This is a genomic window from Clostridium sp. DJ247, assembly GCF_014231265.1.
Genome location: NZ_JABAIW010000023.1, coordinates 14,538 through 35,720, shown reverse-complemented (window position 1 = coordinate 35,720; position 21,183 = coordinate 14,538). Strand labels below are relative to the sequence as shown.

The window sequence follows — 21,183 nt, the reverse complement described above, 5'->3', positions numbered from 1 at the left end:
GGATGAGGTTTGAGTTTAGTAATCGAGGGTTTAAGTAAAAAGTATAAAAAAGGTAACCAGGAATTTGAAACGCTTAGAAATATAAATTTAACTGTAAATGACGGAGAATTTGTATGTGTTTTAGGGCCCTCAGGATGCGGAAAGTCTACGCTTTTAAATATTATAGCTGGATTTGAAAAGCCCACAGGTGGAAAAGTTGTTCTAAATGGAAAAGAAGTAAATTCCCCAGGACCTGATAGAGCTGTTGTATTTCAAGAACATGCCCTGTTTCCTTGGTTAAAGGTTATAGACAATGTAGAATTTGGTATGAAGATAGCAGGGGTTCCTAAAAGTGAGAGAAGAGAAAAAGCACTGAAATATTTAAAAATGATGAATCTTACTAAATTTAAGGACGCTTTTGTTAAGGAGCTTTCTGGAGGTATGAAACAAAGAGTATCTATTGCTAGAGCACTTTGTTTAGATTCTAATATACTTCTTATGGATGAACCTTTTTCAGCTCTTGATAGTCAAACAAGAGATATCCTTCGAACAGAAACTCAAAAAATATGGTGGAATACTAAGAAGACTATAGTATTTATAACTCACAGTATTGAAGAAGCAGTACTTTTAGCTGATAGAGTTATTTTAATGCCAGCAAGTCCAGATTCTCAAAAGAAAGAGTTTAAAGTGCAGCTTGCAAGACCTAGAAAAATAGATAACGTTGATGTAACTTACATGGTTTCAAAAATTATGAAAGAATTTAAAAAGGAGGTGGAAAAGGTTGCAAAAGCAGAGTTCGATGAAGGATGGGATTTGGAGCAAGATTCTGTTTTATATGACGATAATAGTAATATGGGAATTGGCCTATAAGTTTGCTAGTTTTCCATCTCTAGTTGATGTATATCAAAGTATTGTTAAACTTACAACAAATAATACTTTAGGGGTGGCAATTCTTATAAGCTTGAAAAGACTTGTTATAGGTTTTATAATCTCTCTTTTTATAGGATCATTAATAGGATTGTTAATTGTAAAGTTAAAGCATAGTAGAGATAGTTTAGGTAAGCTAATTGGAGCTCTTCAAAGTATGCCTAATGTGTGTTGGGTACCTTTTGCAGTTTTATGGTTTGGACTTAATGAAAAAGCAATACTATTTGTAATAATTATAGGATCAGTTTTTGCAGTGTCCATGGCTATAGAAAGTGGTATTAAAAATTTCACGCCTATCTACATTAGAGTTGCAGAAATGGCAGGAGCTAAAGGCTTTGCACTTTATAAAGAAGTAATTTTTCCAGAATCTATTCCTGTTATATTGGCAGGAGTAAGGCAAGGTTGGGCTTTTGCTTGGAGAGGATTAATAGCGGGGGAAATGATAGCTTCTTCAATGAATGGTCTTGGACAAATTCTAACAGAAGGTAAGAAGTATAATGATATAAATCAAATTGTTGCAGTTATGGTAGTAATTATTATACTAGGACTTATAATTGATAAGTTTGTATTTGAAAACATTGAGAATGCAATAGGTCGTAAATATGGATTCGTAAAATCATAAAATGTTTTATGTTAGTTGTCAATTTATAAGTGGTATACATTATTTATAAATTTTCTAGCTTTAATATAACATATAAATTTATTTTAAAAGTAAAATCTGTAAACTCAGGAGGAATTAATAATGAGTGAATTATCACATCTTGATAAATTGGAAGCAGAAGCAATATATATTATTCGCGAAGTGGCTGCTGAATGTGAGAAACCGGTAATGTTATATTCAATAGGAAAAGACAGTTCTGTTATGTTACACCTTGCCATGAAAGCATTTTATCCGGAGAAACCACCGTTTCCTTTTATGCATATTGATACTACATGGAAGTTTAAAGAAATGACAGAGTTTCGTGATAGAAGAGCAAAAGAATTAGGAATAGAGATGATTGTCCATAGAAATGAAGAGGGTTTAAAACAAGGAATTAACCCATTTGATCATGGATCAGCGTATACGGATATTCTGAAGACACAGGCTTTAAAACAAGGATTGAAAAAATATGGTTTTACTGCAGCTTTTGGCGGCGGACGTCGTGATGAAGAAAAGTCACGTGCAAAAGAAAGAATTTTTTCTTTCCGTAATGAGGCACAAGCATGGGATCCTAAAAATCAGAGACCAGAAATGTGGAAACTCTACAATACTAGGATTCATAAAGGTGAGAGTATAAGAGTTTTTCCTATTTCAAACTGGACGGAAAGAGACATCTGGCAATATATTAAAAGAGAAAATATTGATATTGTATCATTATATTTTGCGAAAGAACGTCCAGTGGTGTATAGGGACGGCAATATCATTATGGTGGATGATGATAGAATGAAAGTATTGCCAGGAGAAAAAATTGAATACAAAAAAGTGCGTTTTAGAACTTTGGGGTGTTATCCGCTTACAGGAGGTATGGAATCAGAAGCTACAACTTTAGATGAAATTATTGAGGAAACGTTGAGTGCAGTATCATCTGAGAGAACCACCCGTGTTATTGATAGTGAAGAAGTTGGCAGTATGGAAAGAAGAAAGAGAGAGGGGTATTTCTAATATGAAAGGCTTATTAAAGTTTATAACATGTGGTAGTGTGGATGATGGAAAATCCACTCTCATTGGACATATTTTATATGATGCAAAGCTTTTATTTGCAGATCAGAAAAAAGCTTTGGAATTAGATAGTAAAGTTGGTAGCCGTGAGGGAGCCATTGATTATTCTTTACTATTGGATGGTCTTATGGCAGAGCGTGAACAGGGTATTACAATCGATGTTGCATATCGTTATTTTACAACAGATAGACGAAGCTTTATCGTAGCTGATACACCAGGTCACGAAGAGTACACTAGAAACATGGCAGTTGGTGCATCATTTGCAGATCTTGCCATCATACTGGTAGATGCAAAACAAGGAGTGCTTGTTCAAACAAGAAGACACGCGAGAATTTGTTCTTTAATGGGTATCAAACATTTTGTATTTGCTATTAACAAGATGGATTTAATCGGATATGATCAGGAAAGATTCCTAAAAATTGAAGAAGAAATTAGAAAATTAGAGAAAGAACTTTCTTTGAAAAATATTGCAATCATTCCGATATCTGCTACAGAAGGGGATAACGTTACAAAGAAGTCAGAAAATATACCATGGTATACAGGAGCACCTATTTTAACTTATCTTGAAAATGTAAATGTTGAAAGTACTTCTGAGGAAGGCTTCTATATGCCAGTACAGAGAGTATGTAGGCCAAATCATACCTTCAGAGGTTTTCAGGGACAGATTGAAGCAGGTAGTATTGCGGTAGGAGATGAAGTGATAACACTTCCAAGCAATGAAAAAGCGTTAGTAAAAAGCATTCATATAACAGATAAAGATGTACAAAGCGCAACGAAAGATCAGCCTGTCACAATACAGCTTAATAAAGAAGTGGATGTATCCAGAGGGTGTGTACTTACAAAAGATACAAAGCTTGTAGCCAGCAATTTATTTACTGCAACGATTCTTTGGATGGATGATTCTGAGTTAACAGCAGGCAAAGATTATTTTGTAAAAGTGGGAACAAAGATGTTGCCAGGTGTTGTTACAGAAGTAAAATATAAAATTGATGTGAATACTGGAGAACATTTATCAACTGGATTTTTAAAGAAAAATGAAATTGCAGTATGTAATATTTCACTTTCTGAAAAGATTGTAGTTGACAAGTTTGATGTGCACAAGACACTAGGAGAACTTATATTAATCGATCGTATTACTAATATGACATCAGCCTGTGGTGTTGTAGAAAATATTTTCAATCATGAAAATAAGAATGATAATGTTTCATTCCAGTATAATGATTTAAAAGCAAGAGGAGATATTTTTGAAGAATTTTACTATAACACAGAAAGTTTAACTTTATCAAAATATAAATCATTAGGACATACCTATACAGTGGGAGATGAAATTCCAGTTAAAGGTAAGAGTTATGAATATCCAGAAAATGTTGATATTTTAGTTCTTCGTGACTGGGTGGCAATTAAAGTCCGTGACAAGAAAATTAGTGATATTCAGTCAATTGACGAATATAAGTACACGGGAGTTCCAGTTATTAACGGCAGAGGGTTTGCAGTAAAAGTGAATTCAAGTGAGGAAACTTTAGAGTTTTTAAATGAATATAAGAAAATAAATAAAGAGAATGAAGTGGAATTTTTAAATAAATGGGTTAGCTTAGAAACTTATCGAAGAGTAGTATTTCACAGCAATTACTGTGTAATATAGTCATGGATAAATAAAAAAATCGAAGTTTAGTAGACTTCAGCAGGTACGTCTGTTAAAGCGTTGAGGTATGATTGTACCAAAATAAGTTAAGATATTATGTGAATTTATAGTATATCTTAGTATTATAAGATTTTAACAACATGTACTTAGCTAGATATAGCATATTTATTTAATGGCTTATTAGTTTATAAATATAGGGATTGTAATATACGTTGACTGTATTAAACAGAGACGTTTACATTTAATTAATATTTAAAATAGTTGACCAGAAAACTGGAGACTAAGTTTTTCTATAATAGTGATTATAGAAAGATTTAGTCTCCAGTTTTTTTATAAGTTATCTATATTTAGAGGTAAAAAAGATATAGATAAGTTATGAAAAATCAAAAAAATAAATATTAAGGAGGATTTTTATTATGAAAGGAAAGAAAATTATTCTAGCATTATCAATAGTTTCAATAATTGGGATATTTACTGGCTGCGGACCTAATCAAGGTAGTAAGGACAGCGAGAAAAGTGCAGGTACCGATAATACAACAGTAAGAGTTGGTTTTTTCCCAAATATAACTCATTCTCAAGCTTTAGTTGGAAGAGAACAAAATACTTTTCAAAAGGCTTTAGGAGATAACCATAAAATAGAGTGGAAGCAATTTAATGCTGGATCATCAGAAATTGAGGCATTTTTAGCAGGAGCACTAGACATAGGATATATAGGACCAGGACCAGCTATAAATGGTTATACAAAATCAAAAGGAGATATTCAAATTATAGCAGGAGCTACAGATGCAGGTGCCATATTGGTTTCTAGAAAAGACTTACCTATAAAAGATGTTAAAGCTTTAGATGGTAAAAAAGTAGCTGTACCTCAATTTGGAAACACACAAGATTTATCTTTAAGATATCTGTTAACTCAAAATGGACTTAAAGATAAAACAAAAGGTGGAACTGTTGAAATAGTTCAAGCTGATAACCCTGATATAAAAACGCTATTGGATAAAAAACAGATAGATGCAGCGCTTGTTCCTGAACCATGGGGCTCAAGATTAGTTAAAGAAGTAGGAGCTAATGTGGTTTTAGATTATGATAAAGTATGGCGTGAAGGAAAATATCCTACAGCAGTAATAATAGTTAGAAAGGAATTTTTACAGAAACATGCTGATATAGTAGAAAACTTTTTAAAGGCTCACGTTGATTTAACAGATTATATTAATAAGAATAGCAATGAAGCAAGTGATGTTGTTAATAAGCAAATTACTGATTTAACTAAGAAGTCATTATCAAAAGATATACTAGATTCTGCATTTAAAAGACTTACTGTAACAAACAATCCAGAAAAAGATGCTACAATCGAAATGGTAAACTTATCAGTTACTACAGGATTTTTAAAACAAGCACCAGATACAAAAGATCTTGTGAATTTAGATTTGTTAAACAAAGTTCTTAAGGAAAAAGGACAAAAGGAAATTCAGTAGTTAAGCTTTCAATTAAATGGGAATATAAGTTCATCTAATTGAAATTTTAATTTGTTTTAAGTAAGGCAGGTGATTGATTTGTCTCTAATAGTTAAGGGTATTAGCAAAAAATTTGTAACAAAGCATAAGGAAACAGTGACTTTAGATAACATAAACCTTTCTTTTAAAAAAGGAGAATTTATATGTCTTTTAGGACCATCAGGTTGTGGAAAATCAACTTTGTTAAATATAATTGCAGGGCTTGAAAAACCTACAGAAGGAAAAATGTTTTTATATGATAAAGAAATAAATGATGTTGGCGTAGATAGGGCTATGATGTTTCAGGATTCAGCATTGTTTCCATGGCTTAAGGTTATAGATAATGTAGAGTTTGGTATGAAAATGGCAGGGGTACCTAAAACTGAAAGAAGGGAAAAAGCTATGGAGTATCTTAAGATGGTTCATTTGACTAAGTTTAAGGACTCTTATATCCATGAATTATCTGGTGGCATGAAACAAAGGGTAGCTCTAGCAAGGGCTTTAACTTTAGATTCAGAAATACTTTTAATGGATGAGCCTTTTTCAGCTTTAGATAGTCAGACAAAAAGTATTTTGCAATTAGAACTTCAAAGAGTATGGTGGAAAACAAAAAAGACTATTATATTTGTAACTCACAATGTAGAAGAAGCAGTACTTTTAGCAGATAGAGTTATTGTTATGTCTGCTAATCCTGGTAGAGTAAAAAGAGAATTTGAAATTAAATTAGCAAGACCAAGAACCGTAGAAAATATTGATTTAACATATGTGGTTTCTGAGGTAATGAAAGAACTCAAGGAGGAGGTGGAGAAGGTTGCAAAAGCTGAGTACGACAACGATTGGAGTATTGAAAAGAATAGTGTTTTATATGATTCTAATAATGATATGGGAGTTGGTATATAAGCTAGGAGTAGATATCTTACATGCATGGAAGCCATATACCTTCCCTTCTCCCATTGATGTAATAAAAACTCTTATAGGACTTGCTAAGGACAACACTTTAGCAGTTGCTATAGGTGCTAGTTTAAAAAGATTAATAGTGGGATATTCTATATCTTTAATTGTAGGAATAGCTGTTGGACTACTAATTGTAAGATATAAATATATTGATGAAAACTTTAGTTCATTAATTTTAGGATTGCAAACTCTGCCTAGTATATGTTGGCTGCCTTTTGCAGTTTTATGGTATGGGCTAAATGAACAGGCTATTATATTTGTTATTGCTATTGGCTCCATATTTGCAATTTCTATAGCTACAGAGTCAGGAATTAAAAATGTTAACCCTCTTTATGTAAGAGCTGCAAAAACCATGGGGGCTAAAGGTATAAAGTTATATTGGAATGTGATTATACCTTCTGCACTCCCATCAGTTATTACTGGTATGAAACAAGGGTGGTCCTTTGCTTGGAGGGCTCTTATGTCCGGAGAAATGTTATCTGCTACAAAAGGACTAGGGCAAGTATTAATGGTAGGTAGAGATTTAGCAGATATTAGCCAGGTCATGGCGGTTATGATTGTAATTATTATATTAGGATTAGGTTTCGATAAATTAATATTCGAAAAAATAGAAGCAAATATAAGATATAAATGTGGCTTAGGCAAAAGAGTGTGAGGAAGAATACAAATGAATCATTTAATTTCAGTTTTGAACTTGTAACCTATAGTTCCTATAATTACTATGTTTATATTACAATATAGAAAAATAGTTTGGTTAATTAACCAAACTATTTTTTTATTTATTATCAAATTATTAATTTAAGTTTTAATATTAAAACTTAAAACTATGGAAAAATTGGTGTAAAAACAGCAGTAAAAGTTATTAAAGATGAAATTGTAGATAAAAGAATGTATACTGTTATTAAGATAATAGAAAAATGAAATTTAGACCAAGCTCAAGAGGAATTTGCTAAAATACTGTAGAAATAAATTTAATATAATCCCAAAATAACAATTATGGTACAAAAGTGTGTACCGTAGGTCTTAAGTTTATATAAATAAAAAATAAAATTATTATTTAAGAGAGGGAAATATTATGAAAAAGAAGTTCTTATCATTTGTAATTACTGCACTTATGGCCACGTCTCTCCTTGCAGGATGTGGACAGAAATCTATAGCTACTTCAGACTCTTCAAAAAAAATAAAAATAGGTGTTGCTATCTCTTCAATTGATGATAAATGGCTGTCCTACTTAGTTGATTCAATGAAGAAGTATGCTGATACTCAAAAAGATGTTGAAGTAATTTATGTTGACGGAAAAAATGATTCCAATAAGCAGTTGTCTCAAATTGAAAATTTCATAACTCAGGGGGTAGATGCAATAATTGTTAACCCAGTTGATACAGATACATCAAAGCCATTAACTGATAAAGCAAAACAAGCCAAGGTTCCTATTATTAGTGTTAACAACCCATTGGCAAACACAGATGATGTAGCAGCTCACGTAAGTACTGACCCATTAGAAGCTGGTAAACTGGAAATGGAATATCTTGCAAAGAAGGCTAATTTTAAAGGTAACGTTGCAATTATGACGGGTACAATAGGACAAGAAGCAGTGAGATTAAGAACTCAAGGTTTCCGTGATGTAATAGCAAAATATCCAAACATGAAAATTGTTGCAGAGCAAACTGCTGAATGGACTAGAGCAAAGGGGATGACTTTAATGGAAAACTGGCTACAATCAGGTAAACAAATTGACATAGTAGCTGCAAATAATGACGAAATGGCAATAGGCGCATTAAAGGCTATAGAAGCGGCAGGAAAACTTGATAAGATACTTGTAGGTGGTATAGATGGTACTCCTGATGCTCTTGATTATGTGAAAGCTGGTAAGTTAAATGTTACAATATACACAAGTCCAATAGATCAGGGTAAAGCTGCAGTAGAAACTGCTATTAAAGTAGCTAAAGGTGAAAAAGTAGAAAAAAAAATTATGATTCCACTTGAATTAGTTGATCTAGAAGATGTTGATAAGTATATGGCTAAATGGAAAAAATAAAGTCTAGGTAGGATTGTAGGTTTATTCTGTGTCACTTTTACTCAGATGTTGTATAACTAAAGTATCTCATGATATAATTGTTATGAATGGTAAAAAATAGGTGCGTATGAATAATTATTGATATTTTGGATAAGGATTTTAGCCTATATTTTTAAAAGAGGTTAAAGTGAGGTTTTCAAGCATGGTAACAAATAATTTGTATACAATTTTGGTAGTTGATGATAACTTAAATAATTTATTTACAGCAAACGCTCTCATAAGAGAGTATATAGATGCTAATGTATTGCTTGCAGATACTCCAGCAAAAGCACTACAAGAGCTTATAAAACATTCCGTAGATTTAATTATTTTAGATGTGCATATGGAGAAAGAGATGGATGGTTTTGAGCTGGCACGAATTATAAAGAGCAGAAAGAAAACAGAACATATTCCTATTGTATTTTTAACGGCGGCTTATATAGGTGAGGATTTTAAGCGAAAAGGTTTTGAAATAGGAGCAGTAGACTATCTTACTAAACCTATTGATGACTTTTTACTTATAAATAGAATAAATACATATTTAAGACTTATTAAAAAAGAGAGATCAATGAATATACTTCTACAAGAACAAACTAAAGAATTAAAAAGAGCAAAAGAAGCAGCTGAAGCAGCCAATGAGGCTAAAAATATGTTTCTTGCAAATGTATCTCATGAACTTAGAACTCCTTTAAATATTTTATTTGGATCAACACAAATAATAGAGCAGTATCTCAAAAATGATGAAGTTTTAGACAGAGAAAAAATAAAATTAAAAGTGAAAACACAGACTCAAAATTGTTACAGGCTTATAAGGCTAGTTAATAATCTAATAGATATTACTAAAATAGATTCAGGTAACTTTACTCTTAATATATCAATCTGTGATATTATTGAGGTAGTGGAAGCCATTGTAACCTCTGTGGTGGAGTATGCGGCTTTAAAAAACATTGAAGTAACATTTGATACGGACGTCGAAGAATTAATACTTTCTTGTGATTTAGATGCTATTGAAAGAATTGTTCTAAATCTTTTATCTAATGCCATAAAGTTTACCCCTCAAGGTGGAAATATATTTGTAAATATAATCACTTTAGATAATTCAATTGAAATTAGAGTTAAAGATTCAGGAATTGGAATTTCTCAAGATAAACATCAGGTAATCTTTGAAAGATTCAAACAAGTAGACAACCTCCTTACAAGGAGCAATGAGGGCAGTGGCATTGGTCTTAGCCTTGTGAAGTCTTTAGTTGAAATGCATGGAGGAAATATTAAGGTTAAAAGTGAGCATCTAAAAGGCAGTGAATTCATTGTTGAAATTCCTATTTGTGAAGAAAATAAAAAGCTCAATGCTAAAAAGGATTCCACAAATAAAAGCAGTAACGTAATTCACAAAAGTGATATAGAATTTTCTGATATATACTTTTAATTTAGGAGGAATTTATGAACATTTTTAAAAACTTTAGTATAAAGCGAAGATTTTTTATATTGTTTTTTATTTGTATTGCAATGTTTATTGGCTTTGGTACATTCGCTTTAATAGAACTTGATAACTTGGCACAAGTAACTCACAATTTGTATAATCAGTCATTAAAGGTTTCTGATGCTACAGTGGAAGCAAGATTAAATGTGGTTAAAATTCAAAGTGCCATGAAGGATGTAATTTTATCATCAAGCAGTAATGAGATTCAAAGAGAGATAAACATAGCTGCTCAATATGAAAGTGATTTGAAAAAAAACTTAGCTACTATAGAAGAAAATTCAGTAGATGCTAATACTAAAAGAAATTTACATGAAATTAATAGTCTTCTTTCGAAGTGGTGGAAACCAGAAAGGGATAAAATCATTGAAGACGTGCTAGCAGGTAAAAAAGATAATGCAATAAATATATCTAAAGGAATAAGTACGGATTTTGCTAATGAGCTTGAAATGTATCTTAATAATATATATTCAACTTCTTCAGATAATGAACTCACTTTAATGCAAGAAGTAGATAGATTGCAATCTTCAGAGCGAATAACATTAATTTTAACTTTAGTAATATTAATAAGTATACTACTATTAATATTTATGTCAATGATAAGAAGTATTTTTAATCCTATTAACAGTTTAAAGAATCATATGAGTAGAATTTCAAGGTCAGGAAATTTAGAAGAATATAACATCATCCAAAAAAGTGAAATTTCAGAGATGGCTGAAAGTTATAATATATTAATAAATAAATTAAAAAATGAGTTTTGGATAAATGATGCTCGAAATTCATTAAATGATGCAGTAGCTGGTAACATATCTGTAAAAGAATTGACACAAAAGGCAATAAATTTTTTATCTAAATCATTAGATGTTGGAAATGGAACATTTTACATATACGAAAATAAAGAAAATAAGCTTATTTTAAATTCCTCCTTTGCTTTTACAGAAAGAGAGAAATTATCTAATATATATGAACTTGGTGAGGGAATAGTAGGACAAGTGGCTTTAGAAAGAAAGCCTATACTTCTTACAAATGTAAGAAAATCAGAAGCAGCAATTTGTACTGGAACTATATATGAGGCTCCACTTAATGTTTATACTTTTCCATTAATTTATGAGGAGGAACTTTATGGAGTTATTGAGCTATCTTCCTTTGAACCTTTTAATAAATTAAAGCAGCAATTTATAGAAGTGGTAAGCAGCATCATTGCTATAAATCTTTATTCAGCAATTCAGAATGAAAAGATTAAAGAATTATTAGAGATAAGTGAAAATTCAACAAAAGAGGCTCAGGAAATATCACTCCAGTTTAAAAATGCAAATGAAGTATTAGAAGAACAGCAAAGACAGCTTCAGCTTCAGACTGAGGAGCTTCAGCAAACTAATGCTCAGCTTGAAGAACAGCAGATAATGCTTCAACAACAAAGTGAAGAGATACAGCAAACTAACACTCAACTTGAGGAACATCAATTACAGATGGAAGAGCAGTCAAGGTTGTTGAGTATTAAAAATGATGAATTGGAAAAGTCTAGAGAAGAAATTTTGGAACGCTCAAAAGAGTATGAGATGGCAAATAAATATAAATCTCAGTTCTTAGCTAATATTACTCATGAGCTTAGAACTCCACTTAATTCTATTATATTGTTATCTACTCTTTTAATTAGAAGAAGTAAGGATACCCTTGAGCATAGTGTACAAGAAAAAATTAAAGTCATATATAACTCTGGTCAACATCTTCTAAGTTTAATAAATGATATTTTAGATTTATCAAAAATCGAGGCGGGAAAGATAGATTTAAATTATCGACATTTTAATTCAAGTGAACTTTTAGAAGAACTTAGTGAGATTTTTGATGTAACTGCAAAGGAAAAAGATATAAGGTTTATATTGGAAGATGAATTTAATGATAATCTCTTTGGGGATAAAGACAAAATTTCTCAAATTCTTAGAAACTTTTTATCTAATGCTTTTAAATTTACAGATAAAGGTTCTATAAAACTAAAAATAGAACGGAGTAATCAATGTAAAGACAACATAGTGTTCTCAGTAATGGATACAGGCATAGGCATATCTAAAGATAAGTTAGATATAATTTTTGAAGAGTTTCGTCAAGGAGATGGTTCTGTATCAAGAAAATACGGAGGTACAGGACTGGGACTATCTATAAGCAGCAAGCTTTGTAAGCTTATGAAAGGAGAAATAAAAGTAGCAAGTGAGCAGGGCATTGGAAGCACCTTCTTCTTATACTTACCATTAACTGTTTCTGAACAGGCTATCTATAATCAAGAGGCAGCAGTAACTATGATCAATGAACAACAGAATAAAGAAAAGGAACAGTTTAAAGATATAGAAGATAATGAACAAAAAAAATTGCTAATAATTGAAGATGATAAAAACTTAATTCAGTCTATAAAAGCTATCTCAGAAGGTATAGGTTTTGTTACATTAACGGCAAATAGTGGAGAAGAAGGGCTCAAGCTTATAAAAGAACAGGTGATTCATGGAATTTTATTAGATTTAGGATTGTCAGATATAAGTGGAATTGATTTATTAAAAGAAATTAATAAAACTATAAAACTAAAGAATTTAAGCATTCCTCTAATTATTTATACGGGTATGGAAATAAGTACAGAGCAAGAGAAAGAGATAAAGTTATATGCAGACAGCATAATTATTAAGACTACAAACTCATATGAAAGACTTTTAGATGAACTAACTTTAGTACTTCATAAAGTTAAAAATGAAGAAGAATATAAAAGTATTATGACTTCTAAAATTAATAAGGATAGAGCTCTAAATCTAGATAACCAAAAAATACTCATAGTAGATGATGATCCAAGAAACATATTTGTGCTTGCAGCTGCCTTAGAAGAGTACGGTGCAGAAATTATTGAAGCTGAAAATGGAAAGGTGGCATTAGAAAAGCTTGAAAGTGAAGTTGTAGATTTAATTTTAATGGATATAATGATGCCTGTTATGGATGGATATAAAACAATTAAAAACATAAGAAATACGGATAAAATAAAACATATACCTATTATAGCTACTACAGCAAAATCTTTAAAAGGTGACAGAGAAAAGTGTATGGCTGCTGGTGCAAATGATTATATATCCAAGCCGATTGATTATGATGTACTTATAACATTAATAAAAGCTTGGATTAATAAATCTTGATGAACAATGGAGGGGAATATTGGCTTTTAAAATTATATACAACAATGGAGAAACACATATTTCTATTATTGGAGAATTAGAAGACTCTAAGCAGATAGAAGAGTTAACAGGGCTTTTAAGTATACCACAAAATCAAAATATTTGTATAACTTTTTTAGGTGCTAATATGATTTCTAAAAACATTGTAGAAAAGCTTTTTATTCTGCAGAGTCAGGAAAAATGTAGGATTTTTGTTTCAAAGAGATACCTATACGCTTATCTACATATTCTAGGCATAAAATGCCAATATGTAATAGATAATTTCACCTTAAAAAAACTAAAAAATAACTCATTTGATGAAGGTCGAAAACTAGATAAAGTAGAAGTTTATAGTTTTTTAAAGGATTTAAACAATACTTATGGTTATGATTACACAGATTATCAAATTGATAGCATCATGAGGAGAATAAACATAGCTATGATTAGGGAGAGCATTTACGATTTTAACTTATTTAAAGAGAAGGTTTTAGGTAATGAAGAAATTTTTCATAATTTGTTTCTGGATTTCTCTATAAATACCACAGAGTTTTTTAGAGATTACGAAGTATTTACTTTAATTAAAACTAGGGTATTGCCATATTTAAATTCTTATAACCATATTAAAATTTGGTGTGCAGGCTGTTCAAATGGAAAAGAAGTATATTCATTAGTTATAATGCTAAAAGAAGCAGGAATGCTAAGCAAAACTCAAATTTATGCCACAGATATTAATCCTTATGTTATAGAAGAAGCAAAAAATGGAATGTATTCTATAGTCACTTTAAACAAAGATATCAGCAATTACAGAAATGCACAAGGAGAAAAAAGTTTTATTCAGTATTTTAATGTCAATAAAAGCTATATAAAAGTTAAAGAAGAATTGATGAAAAACATATTGTTTTTTCAGCACAGCTTGCTGAGTAATGGGACATTGAACGAATTTAATCTTATACTTTGTAGAAATGTATTTATTTATTTTAATGATAGTTTGCAGGAGAGAGTACTAAAAAATTTTTATAATTCTTTAGATAACAATGGATTTTTAGTACTTGGAAAAAGCGAAGGAATTCAAAAAAATGATGGACAAAATTATTTTTCTAAGTATGATGAAAAATATAAGATTTATAAAAAAAAATAAAAGAATTAGACATAAAGCTATAAGTTCATTCTTTTTTATATAGATAAACACGCCCGAAATTTAACTTATACGACCGCATATGTTGCCAAACTTCAGCACGTTAAAAACTTTTAATCAGTCTAAAGTTCGCGTTTAAGAAAATCTAAGAACCTTATATAAACTCGCTGCACTCAAACATATATAAGGTTCTAAGATTTTCTAAAACACTTCACTAAGACTGATAAAAAAGTTTTTAAATGTGCTTCAGTTTTGGCAACATATGCCTACGTATAAGTTAAATTTAAGTTGTGGGTATCTATATATTAACTTAAAGAGGCATAATTATTTTTAAAAATCATAAAACTATATAGTATTATTGCAAAATGGTGGTGAAAAAATGAGTAAGGGATTAAAAACAACTCTAATAATTGTAGCTGTATTAGCGGTTATATTTTTACCTCTTATAGGAAGCTATAACTCTATGGTTGGATTAGAGCAAAAGGTTAACGCTGCTTCATCAAATATTGATACTCAATTACAAAGAAGGTCAGATTTAATTCCAAATCTAGTTCAAACAGTTAAAGGATATGCAGCACAAGAGCAAACTATATTTACTGATGTAGCAAATGCAAGAGCTAAACTTGCAGGTGCTCAAACCATTACTGATAGAGCTAATGCAGATGCTCAGCTTTCATCTGCACTGTCTAGGCTACTAGTGGTAGTAGAGAGATATCCAGAATTAAAATCAAGCGAAAATTTTAGAGACTTATCTGTAGCATTGGAAGGTACAGAAAATAGAATATCTATAGCAAGGCAAGATTATAACAATGCTGTAAGTCAGTATAATACTACTACAAGAAGGTTTCCTAATTCTATAATTTCAGGTATTTTTAGATTTGAACAAAAACCTTACTACAAAGCAACCCAGGGAGCACAGGAAGTTCCTAAAGTGGACTTTACTAAATAGCGAAAAAGTGAACTTTAATCTAAGAAATTAGGTTAAAGTTATTACTAAGTGAAGTATAAAAATATGTATATAAAGAGTTTATATACTACTATAAGGAATTCCTGGAGTAAAAATAAGCTTAAAATATTAAATTTATTTTTAAGTATTATAATTTTTACTTCTATGCTGTTCTTGGGCAAACAAATTGTAGTAAAAGGTCAATCAAATATACCTGAACCAACCAATATAAAATATATCAATGATTATGTAGAAGTTACTGATGATAAAACTAAAAACTACATAGTAACTTTAGGCAAAGAATTAGAAGATAAAACTGGAGCACAAGCTACTATAGTCATAATAAATTCTTTAGAAGGAAGAGATATAGAATCTTACTCAAACGAACTCTTTAGAACTTGGGGAATTGGCCAAGAGGAAAAAGATAACGGATTATTAATATTAGTAGCTATTAATGATCGTGCTTGGAGAGTAGAGGTTGGAAGAGGCTTAGAGGGAGTAATAACAGATATATATTCTGCTAGAGTAATGGACAGCATTGCAAAGCCTTTGTTTAGAGAAGGTAGATACAGTGAAGGTTTAATAAATGCTTATTCAACCTTTGCAGCTGATATCGCTAAGGAATATAATGTTACCTTAGATAATTATGAAAATAGTAACAATGTAATTAATGAAGAAAAGGTCATAACGATTAATCCCATAATTATATATTTTATTCTAGGGTTATTCGTATTAGATATTCTACTTAATAGAGCGAGAGTAACAAAGTTCTTATTCTACACCATGCTGTGGCAATCCTTTTGGGGCAGAGGTCCTAGAGGCGGTGGCGGTGGTTTTGGAGGCTTTGGCGGTGGCTCCTCTGGAGGTTTCGGTGGAGGAAGTTCCGGCGGAGGAGGCTCTTCAGGAAGATGGTAAATAACTGTAAAACACTTTTGACTGTTTTAGGGTTATACACAGTGAAAATTTAACTTATACTCCGGGATATGTTACCATGTTTCGTCACGTTAAATATTTTTAATTAGTCTAAAGCTCAAATTTGAGAAAAATCTAAGAACTTTGATAAACTCGCTACGCTCAAACAATATCTAAAGTCCTAAGATTTTTTATCAAATTTTCGCTAAGACTAATAAAAAATATTTAAATGTGACTTCAACATTGGTAACATATCACTACGTATAAGTTAAATTTTCGCTCTGATGCCCCATAATGATTAAAAGTTTTTAACGTGCTGAAGTTTGGCAACATATTCGGTCGTGTAAGTTAAGTTTCTACTTTGGAACCCTACTAAGAATTATTAGTGAAATATTTACTTAGTGCTTTATCCCATTGGTCAACAGAGTAACCATCTGTCCATTGATCCATAATCATAGTCTCATCTTTATCTAAATCTATACTTAGTGACTCTTTACCTATGAAACCATTAGAATAAGGGTAAAAGGTTAACTTATCTGTGGTAAATACGCCTAGTATATCTTCTTTAGGTGAAGATATGGCATCTTCAGCTTCTGGTATAACCTTTTTTATAGAGTTAAGACTTGTGCATAGTTTGTTATGTGAAACTATACTTTGTGGTAATTTTAATTGAGTATTATATAGGATATAATTACTGTTGTTATTAGAAGACTTAAAAGTTTTAGCTATTTGAGGAATCCATTGTCCATCATATCGACCTATGGACCAATAGTCCCCAGAAGTAGTATTTACAGCAGTGTCATCTAAACTTTCTCCTAAGGTTACTTTTGATTTTTTTAATTTTTTTATTACTGTGTTAGAATCAGATTTAAAAATATCTGTCATTGTAATTCTATTTTCGGTATGTCTAAAATTAGTTAGATTTTCTAGGTCTACTACTGAGCAGCTTTTATCAGTAAATTCTTTCAAGTCTTTACCATGAAAGTTTATAGAAGTTAATATACTTACATAATTTTTATCAACAAAATCCAATACCAAGTTATAAGTACTATAGTTATATTCAAAGGTTTCAGGAATATAGTTGCTGTCCGCTTCGTGTGCTACTAGATATTGTGTGTAATCTTCAGTGTTTATAAAATTATAGCGTAAAGGTTCTATTTTCCAAAATGTATTTTTATGAGGAACTATTATTGAATCTGTTTGGCCGACTACTTTAAGATTATTATTATCATCAGGTTTTATCCATAGAGTGCGATAGGCAGTAGTATTACTGTCTATGTTTTTTTTAAATCCCAAAAGTAAGGAAGATTGAAAGTGAGTTGGAATATGGTTGTTAACTGCGCATATACTTCTAGTGTTATCTTTATATATAAAAGTTTTAAAGGTAACAATTAGTAGCAAGCAAAGAAATACTGTCAATATATAGGTTGAATTATGTATTTTTTCTCTTATAGGGACCATAATGCACCTCCATAAATTATATAATAGGTAAAGTATGTATGTTGTGATTTTTTATCCAATCCTTCATTAAGATTTATTAAAAAATATTTAAATATAAGTTTTTAAAATAGAACCTTTATATAATAAGGTATGCATAGAAAAATTATTTTAATATAAAAAACAATTTTAGAACTAAATAAATTTTATATGTGAGTTCTTCATATATTTAGAATAGAGTGAACTTAATTCATATGGGGTTTTGAACTATTTATTATGGGAGGGATATACATGTATGAAGACATGATTAATTATGTAAAGAAATTTTTAGATAATAGAGAACTAGAAGTAGATGACTTTGAAAATAAGTATCCATTCCGAATAAGATTTCAGCATATTTTAAGAGTTTATAATTGGACTCATAGGCTAAATGAGTTTGAAAAAGGTGATGAGCAAGTAGTATCTATTGCTGCAATTTTTCACGATGTTGGAAAAAGAAATGACAATAGCATACCTCATGCAGATTTAAGTGCAGAAATTTGTAGCAAGTATTTAGAAAGCATAAATTATGATAAAAATCAATCAAAAAGAATTATACAAGCTATAAAAAAACATTCTTCTAAAAAGGAATGTATAGAAAAACTCTCTCTTGAGGATAGGATATTGATAGATGCTGATTTATTAGATGAAGTAGGTGCAATAACAGTGTTATGGGACAGTATGGCAACTGTCATGGAAACAGACCCATCTTACATGAAAGTCTATGAAAGATTACAAAAAAGATTGGAAAGAATAAAAAAGAAAAGTTCGTTAACTAAAACCAAAACAGGAGCAAGGTTTTATGAAGAAAGACTTAGGTTTTTAGAGAATTTTATAGAAAACTTAGAATATGAATTACAAGTAGGTTTTGACAGGTAGTAGTAGACAATCAATGTATAAAGTAAAATTTTAATAGTTTTCGTGATTTTATATTTTTAAAATAGATTAAATTCATCAATATAAATGATATAATAGATATTATAAGAAATATTAGTATTATAAAATAATTATTTACTGCCTTAATATATTTCAAGGTAGACACAGATGGAGGCATGTATGAAAAAAGTAAAAGAAAAAATATTATATAAGGCTAAATGGTTAGCATTAAAGGAAATAATTTATAAAGGTAAATGTAATGAGGATTTAGTATGGGAAAGTATAGAAAGAAATAATACAAGCAAAACTGTTGTTATTATAGCAAAATTAATTCCATCAAATAGATATTTATTTATAAAACAGTACAGGCCTGCAGTAGACAAATATGTTATAGGTTTTCCAGCTGGGTTAGTAGAAGATAATAATTTAGAAAAGGAAGCTCTAAGAGAATTGCAGGAAGAAACAGGATATGTGGGAAAAATAAAGAGCATAAGTCCAACTTTATATTCTAATGCTGCACTTCTAACAGATACTGTAAGGGTAGTAGAAGTAGAAGTTGATGAAAATATTAAAGAAAATATAAACCCAGAACAAAAGTTAGAAGCTGAAGAAGAAATAGAAGTGCTTTTGGTTGAAAAAAATAATATAAGAAATTTTCTATTGAATGAAGAAAAGAAAGGAATTGCAATTGGAGTAGGTCCTTGGTATACATTTTGTGAGAATATAAGAGATTAGTTGAACTAATTCGTGAAGAGCAGCTCCTTGACCTTTGATTATAAAAGGGAAATCTTGGGTCTGGTAGTCAATGGATAAAGAAGTAACAGTAAGTAGGTGTGGATTATGGAAGAATGGCTCTTTAAAAAAGATGATTATATGCCTAAGGAGGATAAAGATAAATTTATAGATAAAAGTGTTATGGAAATAATACATATTTTGTCTTTGATTAAGCGAAATGAAAATACGGGTAGTACCCTTATGTACAAGCTAAATCCAGTGGTTAAAGTTTTATTTACTATATTGAATATACTATTTATTTCATTATCTAAAAATTTTTTATATGTAATGATTTTATATGTATATTTATTATTAATTCTAAGTTTAATTGACATAAGAGATATAAAACGGATTTTATCATTAAGTTTAGTTATACCAGCATTCACTTTAGTAATGCTTATACCTTCTATGTTCATGGGGAATGTGAAAAATAGTGTATTAATTATACTAAAAATTGTTGGTACTGTTCTTAGTGTTAACATTTTGTCCTACACTACAAAATGGCATGACATAACTAAAGCTTTAAAGATTTTTTTTATACCAGATATATTTATATTGGTATTTGATATAACAATAAAGTACATATTTATTCTTGGAGAATTTTCATTACATATGCTCTATGCTTTAAAATTAAGATCCATTGGAAAAAATAATAACAAGTATTCCTCTTTAACAAAAATAATGGGAAATTTGTTTTTGAAGTCAAAGGAAATGGGAGAAGAAATGTATTTTGCTATGGAATGTAGAGGTTTTACTGGAGAATACATATCTCATATAAAATATAAACTTGGAGTTAAAGAACTCATATATTCTTTTATAAATGTAATACTCATAATAGTATATTTTTATTTAGCTAGGATGTGATTGAATGATCGAAGTTAAGGATGTGTTTTTTAAATATAAAGATGTAGAAGTTTTGAAAAATATAAATGTAACTATTAAAGAAGGGGATGCTGTAGCGTTAATAGGAGCTAATGGAAGTGGAAAATCTACTTTTCTAAAGCTGATAAATGGCATAGTATTTCCAACTAAAGGAAAGTATTATTTTCATAGTGATGAAATAAATAGTAGAAAATTGGACAATAGTAAGTTTTCAAAGCTTTTTCACAAAAGAATAGGTTTTGTATTCCAAAATTCTGATGCACAGCTTTTTTGCTCTAATGTATATGAAGAAGTAGCTTTTGGACCTAGACAAATGGAATTAGATGAAACTGAGGTAGAAAGAAGAGTTACTGATTGTTTGAGACTGCTTGATATAGAAGACCTTAAATTAAGGGAGCCCTACAACTTAAGTGGCGGAGAAAAAAAGAGAGTGGCTATAGCTAGTGTACTTGCTATGAATCCAGAAGTTTTAGTTCTAGATGAACCCATGAATGGAATAGATCCAAAGGGCAAGAAGTTTTTAAGAGAGCTTATGATTAGGCTTAATGAAAGTGGTAAAACTATAATCTGTTCCACCCATGATTTTGAATATGTGAAAGGTGTATTCAAGAGGGCATTAGTATTTTCAGAAGAACATGAACTTGTAAGAGATGATAACTATGATGCTGTTATTAGTGATAATGAATTTTTAATAGAATATAACATAAAGTAAAATAAATAAGACTTTATATCACATAGATAAACATGCACGAAATTTAATCAATTAAAGAGTA

At 30.4% G+C, this 21,183-nt stretch carries 18 protein-coding genes; 17 read left to right on the top strand and 1 reads right to left on the bottom strand.

The window, feature by feature from the left end:
* The first annotated feature begins 9 nt into the window (after positions 1 to 9).
* The 13 genes from HGI79_RS10865 (at position 10) to HGI79_RS10805 (ending at position 16,405) form a co-directional block, all read left to right on the top strand.
* Positions 10 to 849 (top strand): ABC transporter ATP-binding protein, encoded by an 840-nt coding sequence (locus HGI79_RS10865; protein WP_185650707.1) that lies wholly within the window; start codon positions 10 to 12, stop codon positions 847 to 849.
* A complete protein-coding gene (locus HGI79_RS10860; RefSeq protein ID WP_241428192.1) occupies positions 815 to 1,528 on the top strand; it encodes an ABC transporter permease in 714 nt (237 codons plus the stop codon). Before HGI79_RS10865 ends, HGI79_RS10860 begins: the two co-directional genes overlap by 35 nt.
* 120 nt (positions 1,529 to 1,648) lie before the next feature.
* Positions 1,649 to 2,548 (top strand): sulfate adenylyltransferase subunit CysD, encoded by a 900-nt coding sequence (gene cysD, locus HGI79_RS10855; protein ID WP_185650705.1) that lies wholly within the window; start codon positions 1,649 to 1,651, stop codon positions 2,546 to 2,548.
* A 1-nt stretch (position 2,549) separates the two neighbouring features.
* Positions 2,550 to 4,247 (top strand): sulfate adenylyltransferase subunit 1, encoded by a 1,698-nt coding sequence (locus tag HGI79_RS10850; RefSeq protein ID WP_185650704.1) that lies wholly within the window; start codon positions 2,550 to 2,552, stop codon positions 4,245 to 4,247.
* 416 nt (positions 4,248 to 4,663) lie between these two features.
* The gene (locus HGI79_RS10845) at positions 4,664 to 5,719 is read left to right on the top strand and encodes an aliphatic sulfonate ABC transporter substrate-binding protein (protein WP_185650703.1); all 1,056 of its coding nucleotides are present in this window, start codon (positions 4,664 to 4,666) and stop codon (positions 5,717 to 5,719) included.
* A 78-nt stretch (positions 5,720 to 5,797) separates the two neighbouring features.
* The gene (locus HGI79_RS10840) at positions 5,798 to 6,637 is read left to right on the top strand and encodes an ABC transporter ATP-binding protein (protein ID WP_185650702.1); all 840 of its coding nucleotides are present in this window, start codon (positions 5,798 to 5,800) and stop codon (positions 6,635 to 6,637) included.
* A complete protein-coding gene (locus HGI79_RS10835) occupies positions 6,603 to 7,346 on the top strand; it encodes an ABC transporter permease (RefSeq protein WP_241428194.1) in 744 nt (247 codons plus the stop codon). Before HGI79_RS10840 ends, HGI79_RS10835 begins: the two co-directional genes overlap by 35 nt.
* A gap of 420 nt (positions 7,347 to 7,766) precedes the next feature.
* Positions 7,767 to 8,729 carry a sugar ABC transporter substrate-binding protein gene (locus tag HGI79_RS10830; protein ID WP_185650701.1) on the top strand — a complete coding sequence of 321 codons (963 nt, stop codon included), beginning with the start codon at positions 7,767 to 7,769 and terminating at the stop codon, positions 8,727 to 8,729.
* Positions 8,730 to 8,910: 181 nt separating this feature from the next.
* Complete coding sequence (locus tag HGI79_RS10825) at positions 8,911 to 10,173, top strand: hybrid sensor histidine kinase/response regulator (protein ID WP_185650700.1); 1,263 nt, start codon at positions 8,911 to 8,913, stop codon at positions 10,171 to 10,173.
* A gap of 14 nt (positions 10,174 to 10,187) precedes the next feature.
* Entirely contained in the window at positions 10,188 to 13,391 is a 3,204-nt protein-coding gene (locus HGI79_RS10820; RefSeq protein ID WP_185650699.1) for a response regulator, read from the top strand.
* Between the two features lie 19 nt (positions 13,392 to 13,410).
* Positions 13,411 to 14,547, top strand: coding sequence for a protein-glutamate O-methyltransferase CheR (locus tag HGI79_RS10815; protein WP_185650698.1), 1,137 nt, complete (start codon positions 13,411 to 13,413; stop codon positions 14,545 to 14,547).
* Between the two features lie 376 nt (positions 14,548 to 14,923).
* A complete protein-coding gene (locus tag HGI79_RS10810; protein ID WP_185650697.1) occupies positions 14,924 to 15,493 on the top strand; it encodes a LemA family protein in 570 nt (189 codons plus the stop codon).
* 63 nt (positions 15,494 to 15,556) lie between these two features.
* The gene (locus tag HGI79_RS10805; RefSeq protein ID WP_185650696.1) at positions 15,557 to 16,405 is read left to right on the top strand and encodes a TPM domain-containing protein; all 849 of its coding nucleotides are present in this window, start codon (positions 15,557 to 15,559) and stop codon (positions 16,403 to 16,405) included.
* Positions 16,406 to 16,774: 369 nt separating this feature from the next.
* Here HGI79_RS10805 and HGI79_RS10800 read toward each other — a convergent pair whose 3' ends face one another.
* On the bottom strand, positions 16,775 to 17,863 hold the full coding sequence (locus tag HGI79_RS10800; protein ID WP_185650695.1) for a hypothetical protein: 1,089 nt from the start codon (positions 17,861 to 17,863) through the stop codon (positions 16,775 to 16,777).
* Between the two features lie 267 nt (positions 17,864 to 18,130).
* Between HGI79_RS10800 and HGI79_RS10795 the strand changes: the two genes are divergently transcribed.
* From HGI79_RS10795 to HGI79_RS10780, 4 genes are all read left to right on the top strand, one after another.
* Entirely contained in the window at positions 18,131 to 18,757 is a 627-nt protein-coding gene (locus tag HGI79_RS10795) for an HD domain-containing protein (protein ID WP_185650694.1), read from the top strand.
* A gap of 177 nt (positions 18,758 to 18,934) precedes the next feature.
* A complete protein-coding gene (locus HGI79_RS10790; RefSeq protein ID WP_185650693.1) occupies positions 18,935 to 19,489 on the top strand; it encodes an NUDIX domain-containing protein in 555 nt (184 codons plus the stop codon).
* A 105-nt stretch (positions 19,490 to 19,594) separates the two neighbouring features.
* Positions 19,595 to 20,392, top strand: coding sequence for an energy-coupling factor transporter transmembrane protein EcfT (locus HGI79_RS10785; RefSeq protein WP_185650692.1), 798 nt, complete (start codon positions 19,595 to 19,597; stop codon positions 20,390 to 20,392).
* Between the two features lie 4 nt (positions 20,393 to 20,396).
* The gene (locus HGI79_RS10780) at positions 20,397 to 21,122 is read left to right on the top strand and encodes an energy-coupling factor ABC transporter ATP-binding protein (RefSeq protein WP_185650691.1); all 726 of its coding nucleotides are present in this window, start codon (positions 20,397 to 20,399) and stop codon (positions 21,120 to 21,122) included.
* Positions 21,123 to 21,183: the final 61 nt, after the last annotated feature.

Excerpts from the sequence above, each read along its gene's own strand:
- HGI79_RS10860 (WP_241428192.1), top strand. The coding sequence starts at position 815 with ATGACGATAATAGTAATATGGGAATTGGCCTATAAGTTTGCTAGTTTT.
- cysD (WP_185650705.1), top strand. The coding sequence starts at position 1,649 with ATGAGTGAATTATCACATCTTGATAAATTGGAAGCAGAAGCAATATAT.
- HGI79_RS10850 (WP_185650704.1), top strand. The coding sequence starts at position 2,550 with ATGAAAGGCTTATTAAAGTTTATAACATGTGGTAGTGTGGATGATGGA.
- HGI79_RS10845 (WP_185650703.1), top strand. The coding sequence starts at position 4,664 with ATGAAAGGAAAGAAAATTATTCTAGCATTATCAATAGTTTCAATAATT.
- HGI79_RS10835 (WP_241428194.1), top strand. The coding sequence starts at position 6,603 with ATGATTCTAATAATGATATGGGAGTTGGTATATAAGCTAGGAGTAGAT.
- HGI79_RS10830 (WP_185650701.1), top strand. The coding sequence starts at position 7,767 with ATGAAAAAGAAGTTCTTATCATTTGTAATTACTGCACTTATGGCCACG.
- HGI79_RS10825 (WP_185650700.1), top strand. The coding sequence starts at position 8,911 with ATGGTAACAAATAATTTGTATACAATTTTGGTAGTTGATGATAACTTA.
- HGI79_RS10820 (WP_185650699.1), top strand. The coding sequence starts at position 10,188 with ATGAACATTTTTAAAAACTTTAGTATAAAGCGAAGATTTTTTATATTG.
- HGI79_RS10810 (WP_185650697.1), top strand. The coding sequence starts at position 14,924 with ATGAGTAAGGGATTAAAAACAACTCTAATAATTGTAGCTGTATTAGCG.
- HGI79_RS10805 (WP_185650696.1), top strand. The coding sequence starts at position 15,557 with ATGTATATAAAGAGTTTATATACTACTATAAGGAATTCCTGGAGTAAA.
- HGI79_RS10800 (WP_185650695.1), bottom strand. The coding sequence starts at position 17,863 with ATGGTCCCTATAAGAGAAAAAATACATAATTCAACCTATATATTGACA.
- HGI79_RS10795 (WP_185650694.1), top strand. The coding sequence starts at position 18,131 with ATGTATGAAGACATGATTAATTATGTAAAGAAATTTTTAGATAATAGA.
- HGI79_RS10790 (WP_185650693.1), top strand. The coding sequence starts at position 18,935 with ATGAAAAAAGTAAAAGAAAAAATATTATATAAGGCTAAATGGTTAGCA.
- HGI79_RS10785 (WP_185650692.1), top strand. The coding sequence starts at position 19,595 with ATGGAAGAATGGCTCTTTAAAAAAGATGATTATATGCCTAAGGAGGAT.
- HGI79_RS10780 (WP_185650691.1), top strand. The coding sequence starts at position 20,397 with ATGATCGAAGTTAAGGATGTGTTTTTTAAATATAAAGATGTAGAAGTT.